The sequence below is a fragment of the Bdellovibrio sp. genome, assembly GCF_036384735.1.
Taxonomy (GTDB): domain Bacteria; phylum Bdellovibrionota; class Bdellovibrionia; order Bdellovibrionales; family Bdellovibrionaceae; genus Bdellovibrio.
The window spans coordinates 1-4537 of record NZ_DASVLT010000002.1 but is presented as its reverse complement, the minus strand read 5'-3'; the positions used below and the strand labels follow the sequence as shown (position 1 = coordinate 4537).

Annotated in this window: 9 protein-coding genes; all 9 read right to left on the bottom strand. The window is 42.3% G+C overall.

Annotated elements, in window-relative coordinates; translation table 11 throughout:
• Positions 1–366 (bottom strand): helix-turn-helix domain-containing protein (locus tag VF412_RS00145; RefSeq protein ID WP_331337159.1); only part of this gene is annotated, 366 nt, incomplete at its 3' end.
• A 74-nt stretch (positions 367–440) separates the two neighbouring features.
• Positions 441–1001 (bottom strand): hypothetical protein, encoded by a 561-nt coding sequence (locus VF412_RS00140; RefSeq protein WP_331337158.1) that lies wholly within the window; start codon positions 999–1001, stop codon positions 441–443.
• A gap of 257 nt (positions 1002–1258) precedes the next feature.
• Positions 1259–1597, bottom strand: coding sequence for a hypothetical protein (locus tag VF412_RS00135; protein WP_331337157.1), 339 nt, complete (start codon positions 1595–1597; stop codon positions 1259–1261).
• 382 nt (positions 1598–1979) lie between these two features.
• Positions 1980–2264 (bottom strand): hypothetical protein, encoded by a 285-nt coding sequence (locus VF412_RS00130; RefSeq protein ID WP_331337156.1) that lies wholly within the window; start codon positions 2262–2264, stop codon positions 1980–1982.
• 7 nt (positions 2265–2271) lie between these two features.
• Positions 2272–2562, bottom strand: coding sequence for a hypothetical protein (locus VF412_RS00125; protein WP_331337155.1), 291 nt, complete (start codon positions 2560–2562; stop codon positions 2272–2274).
• Between the two features lie 12 nt (positions 2563–2574).
• Positions 2575–2871, bottom strand: coding sequence for a hypothetical protein (locus tag VF412_RS00120; protein WP_331337154.1), 297 nt, complete (start codon positions 2869–2871; stop codon positions 2575–2577).
• Positions 2872–2874: 3 nt separating this feature from the next.
• Entirely contained in the window at positions 2875–3249 is a 375-nt protein-coding gene (locus VF412_RS00115) for a DUF4258 domain-containing protein (RefSeq protein WP_331337153.1), read from the bottom strand.
• A 157-nt stretch (positions 3250–3406) separates the two neighbouring features.
• Positions 3407–3673: a hypothetical protein gene (locus VF412_RS00110; RefSeq protein WP_331337152.1), complete on the bottom strand. Its 267-nt coding sequence runs from the start codon at positions 3671–3673 to the stop codon at positions 3407–3409.
• A 236-nt stretch (positions 3674–3909) separates the two neighbouring features.
• The coding region (locus VF412_RS00105; RefSeq protein ID WP_331337151.1) for an RHS repeat-associated core domain-containing protein at positions 3910–4537 on the bottom strand (628 nt) is incomplete at its 5' end.

The window sequence follows — 4537 nt, the reverse complement described above, 5'->3', positions numbered from 1 at the left end:
ACCACGAACCTTACTAAGACTTAAAATCGCAAAGTGATACCATTCGGCAATCACTTTAAATTCGTCTTCCTGCAACTGACGTTTATCTTTTTGTTCAGCGTGGGCTTTGGCAGGAATTAAAACTTGTCTGTGCAGATTATTTTCTTCTTCTGGTGATAGATGCAGGGACTTGCTAATTTGTTGAAGAGTTTTAGAAGTGAAGTTACGTTTTCCCGAAATCAATTGCGACAACTGGGCGGGGCTGATTTTCAAACTTTGAGCAAAAGCTCTTAACGAATAGCCGGCGTTGCGCTGTTTTCGCTTTGCCAACTCATCCTTTAAAAGACGGATGGCATCGTTATTTGAAAGCGATCCAAGTTCTTCCATAAGACAAAAGATAGAAAATATTTGGGGAAGCGTCAAAACAAATTCCGAAACAGTGTTTCAGAATATGAAACAGACTAGAAATCTTTCTGAGCTTCACAACCGGCGTTGTTTGTTTGCTGAATGTTCTGACGAAGCATTGCTATCATATCATCTGCTGATGCAGAGGCTTTGCACACAAGGTTTGTTTGCAAGTCGTTGTATTTTTGATCTTGGCCCATCATACAGCCCCAGCCTTGTTTCTCACCCGGGGTTGCAATGAAGAAACCATCTTTTTCATTCGTTCTATTGAAATCAATACGGTGATTTGTCTGCCAGCTTTCTTTATCTGGGCAATGTTCAACATAACTTGGAACTACAAGAATTGATTTTGGTGTGAACATCATGAAAACAGAGCTCAAGTTCGCAACACCATTTTTATCTGTCACAATAGTTCTTTGCATATTTACTGATTGGCCATTCGAATGCGGAGTCAGCACTTTCGTCAAATCAGTTTGCTGTGTTTGAAGAACCACTGGGAAGCCAGCGATCGGCTGGTTGTCCTTATCGACAAGACGAACCGTCATAGCAGGGGTTGAAAAAGCGAAACTCGCTTGCGCGAAAAGAACCAAGGCGATGGAAGTTACAAGTGCCTTCATTTTTTACTCCTCAAGATAATTCATGAAGCCATTTCCTGAAGCAAACGCCGTTCCCTGCTTGCTCCATCCCTATTGAAAATAAACGGCAGTACGAACTTTCTTGAAGCTTTAAAAAAGACAATCCACAGTCCCTTGTCAGAAACTTCGACAGTGATTCACCCTGACAGGCAAACACTTTTAAGTTGAACAGATTTCCTCATGACTCAATATCGTATCAAACGATTCGCACTCAATCAGTGCTGGTAGAGTTCTAATTACTAATGCAACCCGAACCCAGTCGAATATAGAAAATAGCCTATTGAAAAAATAGGCGCGCATACCAACACGACTCTTTCCGAAGAACTTGATTCAAGACGCTTATACAAGAAAAAGGTGATGGCCCAACTGCAAACCCAAGCTATTTCCAAAGCATTTTTACTATAAGATGCAAGCCCCAAGAGTTTAGAAAATACCTGATCACCCTGCATGGAAACTGACTGCCCCACATAGTTCTGATAGGAAATCCAAATCACAAGTTGATAGGCAATTGTAAATTGCAAAGCCCATTGAGCCGCAATCAATACCACCGAATCCAATCTTAACGAAATATTATTCATTTCTTAATCCTATTTATTTAGATGCATCCGCGATATTGCGAAGTTCTGACCCTTTTAGTGTGAAACCAAATCCAGCAAGAACTACGTCGCCGAGCTCTCTTCCGAGAGCTCTATAAACAACCTTCAGTTAACAATTGTAGAAATGGGATTTCCACTCGTGCAAGCTATTTTTGTAAACTAGACTTTGTTAATGTGATATTTTGTTTTTTAAAACTACATCACAGTTTGCCCGCATAGCTCTGAAATATCGCCCAGAGTATAACACAACTTCTGAACCAGTTTTGCCCGGCCAGGTCAACCGTGCCAGCGATTCAAATTTTATTGAATTTTTTGGCACGATCCAGGCACGGATTGCATGGAGGGAAAAGAATCTCTGGCACGCTTATTTTTTTTGCTGTTGCTCTAATCCAAGAGCGACTAACTTCTTCGCAACCACCTTGGCTACAGCTTCGTTTACAGGAAGCTCCAAATCCTCAGAAACTACCTTATTGAGGTACTCTGTGAGCTTGCTTTCATCACTTCCATTCAAAAGCATTCCAGTTACGCGAAGTGCGTACCCATCGTATTCAGCCTTAGCGTTTGGATTGTTCTTTACTCCAATCGGGTCCCAATCGTTCAAGAGAATATCTCTAACAGCTTTCTCAACTTTCAGCAGATCTTCCGCCATACCAAGCTTACTGACTCTCTATCAATATAAGCATCTTTTCCAAGACCTTATCTATTGTCTGGATATCCTTCTGGTCCATTTCCTTTTTTCCCTGATCTACAGCCGCTGCATATAGATCCTCAATTTCATTAACCAGGGAGAAATAGTCGACCTTCCAATGAGTGTCGATCTCTTGCAGCATTTCAACAAGAGACCATTGATCGGAAACAAACTTGGATATCCCAACCTGCCTTTTCTGTAAAAGCCCTATGAGACTCTTCATCTGACTTAATTGGAGTCGATCAAAATCGCTTTGCATAGGATGTAAGCCTTAATGTTGATTTTGTACCCGTGCAATAAAGTCTTTTGCCTTACCGACCGCTTGCTCTATCGATAAAAGATCACTTTCCTCCAACTGACCCTTCTCATCGAGAGCAATGGCAATAGTTATTTCAACCTGGTTAACAATTGACCTGTATTCCTCCCAAAGGCTTTCGTTAGTGGCTTTCACCATATCGATGAGCGCCCACTGATCTCGTACAAATTTAGAAGGATCCACTTTTCGCAGAATCGCCATCTCACACAAGCTTTTCATTCGATCAATTTGTCTAGCCGTAAAATCATCCATCCTTTACTTCCCAGGGAACACAGTAATTACTTTTCCGTTTGAGTTCAAAATAACTGAAATGTTGTTACCAAGATCATATAGTTGCACTCTTCCTCCTGGTTGGGAAATACTCACGCCGTTCGATATCGTATTCTCGACCACACTAGGCACTATCCCGCGACCTTGCATACTATCCAAAGCATGACCACTATAAGATCTACCGCCGATTTCAGCAGGGCAGTTTGTTCCTCTTGGTGGAACCAGCTCTGTTCCCAATCTTCCAGAGAATGAGCTTGCTGGCGGCCCTTCAGCAGAACCGCCACCGCCACCTGCAAGCGCATCATTACTCAACACCTGACCGGGTGTTCTCGTAGTTCCTTCGGGGTCGATCCAATTCACAGGATCGTTGGCGACATAGCCAAAGAGATTTGTATCGCCACTTTAAAATCCGCCTTATTCAAATCCAACTGAACAGCTGGAGAGCAGAACATAATGCCAAATACTATCAAATTTGATTAAATTTTTTGGCAACAGATTGGCACGATCATAGAATATCTTACGAGATATTCGCGCCTTTATGCTTACTAGGTTCCTTGTCATCGGATTGATTCCCAACGGCATTTTTTAGATCTTGCGAACCCATTCGAGTGGCCGCGAGCCAAAAAAATCCAAGGAACATTGCATTCAATACTATTAAACACAAGAAATCTCCAAAACCAAAAGGAGTGGACCGATTCATAATCGCATAAACCACAGCTCCATTAACGAGCAACATTCCAAAACTAGTTACCATTTTAGTACGTCTCGCAGCATTCAAACTCATGGCTTTCTCCCGCCAAACCAACCTAGTTTATTTCGACAGTATCGGAAGCTAAGAAAAACACATGTAATGCAAACGACAATAAGAAACACCAGAGTTTTGACATCTATTCGATCATTAGCTGGAGCCATTAAAAATCCCATTAGTAAAAGAATCAACCCCAGAGGCCCAATAAAGAGCCCCATGGGAATTATGAATTTAAATAGATTCTGTAAAAGCTCATGGCTATTCATTTATCTTCATTTCTCAGGGCAAAGTTGTTTTTGATTTCCAATAGCGTTTATACCATTTATAAAATCATTTGAACTTCCAGTTGGCAATGACGTCGGTGCAGTAAGAAGCGAATATCCGATATCAAAAACAGTTGCCGCCCCGGCCGCAACTGCGGTTCCGGCACCTAATGTCGCCGTTAAAATTGCAGCACCAGCAGATCCGGCACCCATAACAAAACCATTAGCTGCTGCTTTAGTGGCACTCGAAAATGAATGCGTTGCTCGATAATTTACAATGCCCTCAGTAATCCCAACGGTTGTCCCGACAACAAAAATTGCCGCGAATGCATCGTCAAGGCCAATGGCCTTCCCGCTTGGATCAACAAAGTTAATCGGATCATTCTGCACGTAGCCATATAAATTCGTATCCCCACCCTTAAACAAAATCGGATCTTTCGTTGTCCATCTACCTGACTCGGCATCATACTCACGTGCTCCGAATCTTGTGTACTTGGTAAGGCCATCGTAAAGACCGCCGGCGAAACCAAATGCTTGGAATCCTGGATTTGAATCACTGATGACGGCACCCAAGTCATTATAGTCCATTCTTTCCGAAACTGTGCCATCAACTGCGCTCACAACAAGACGTGGAGAA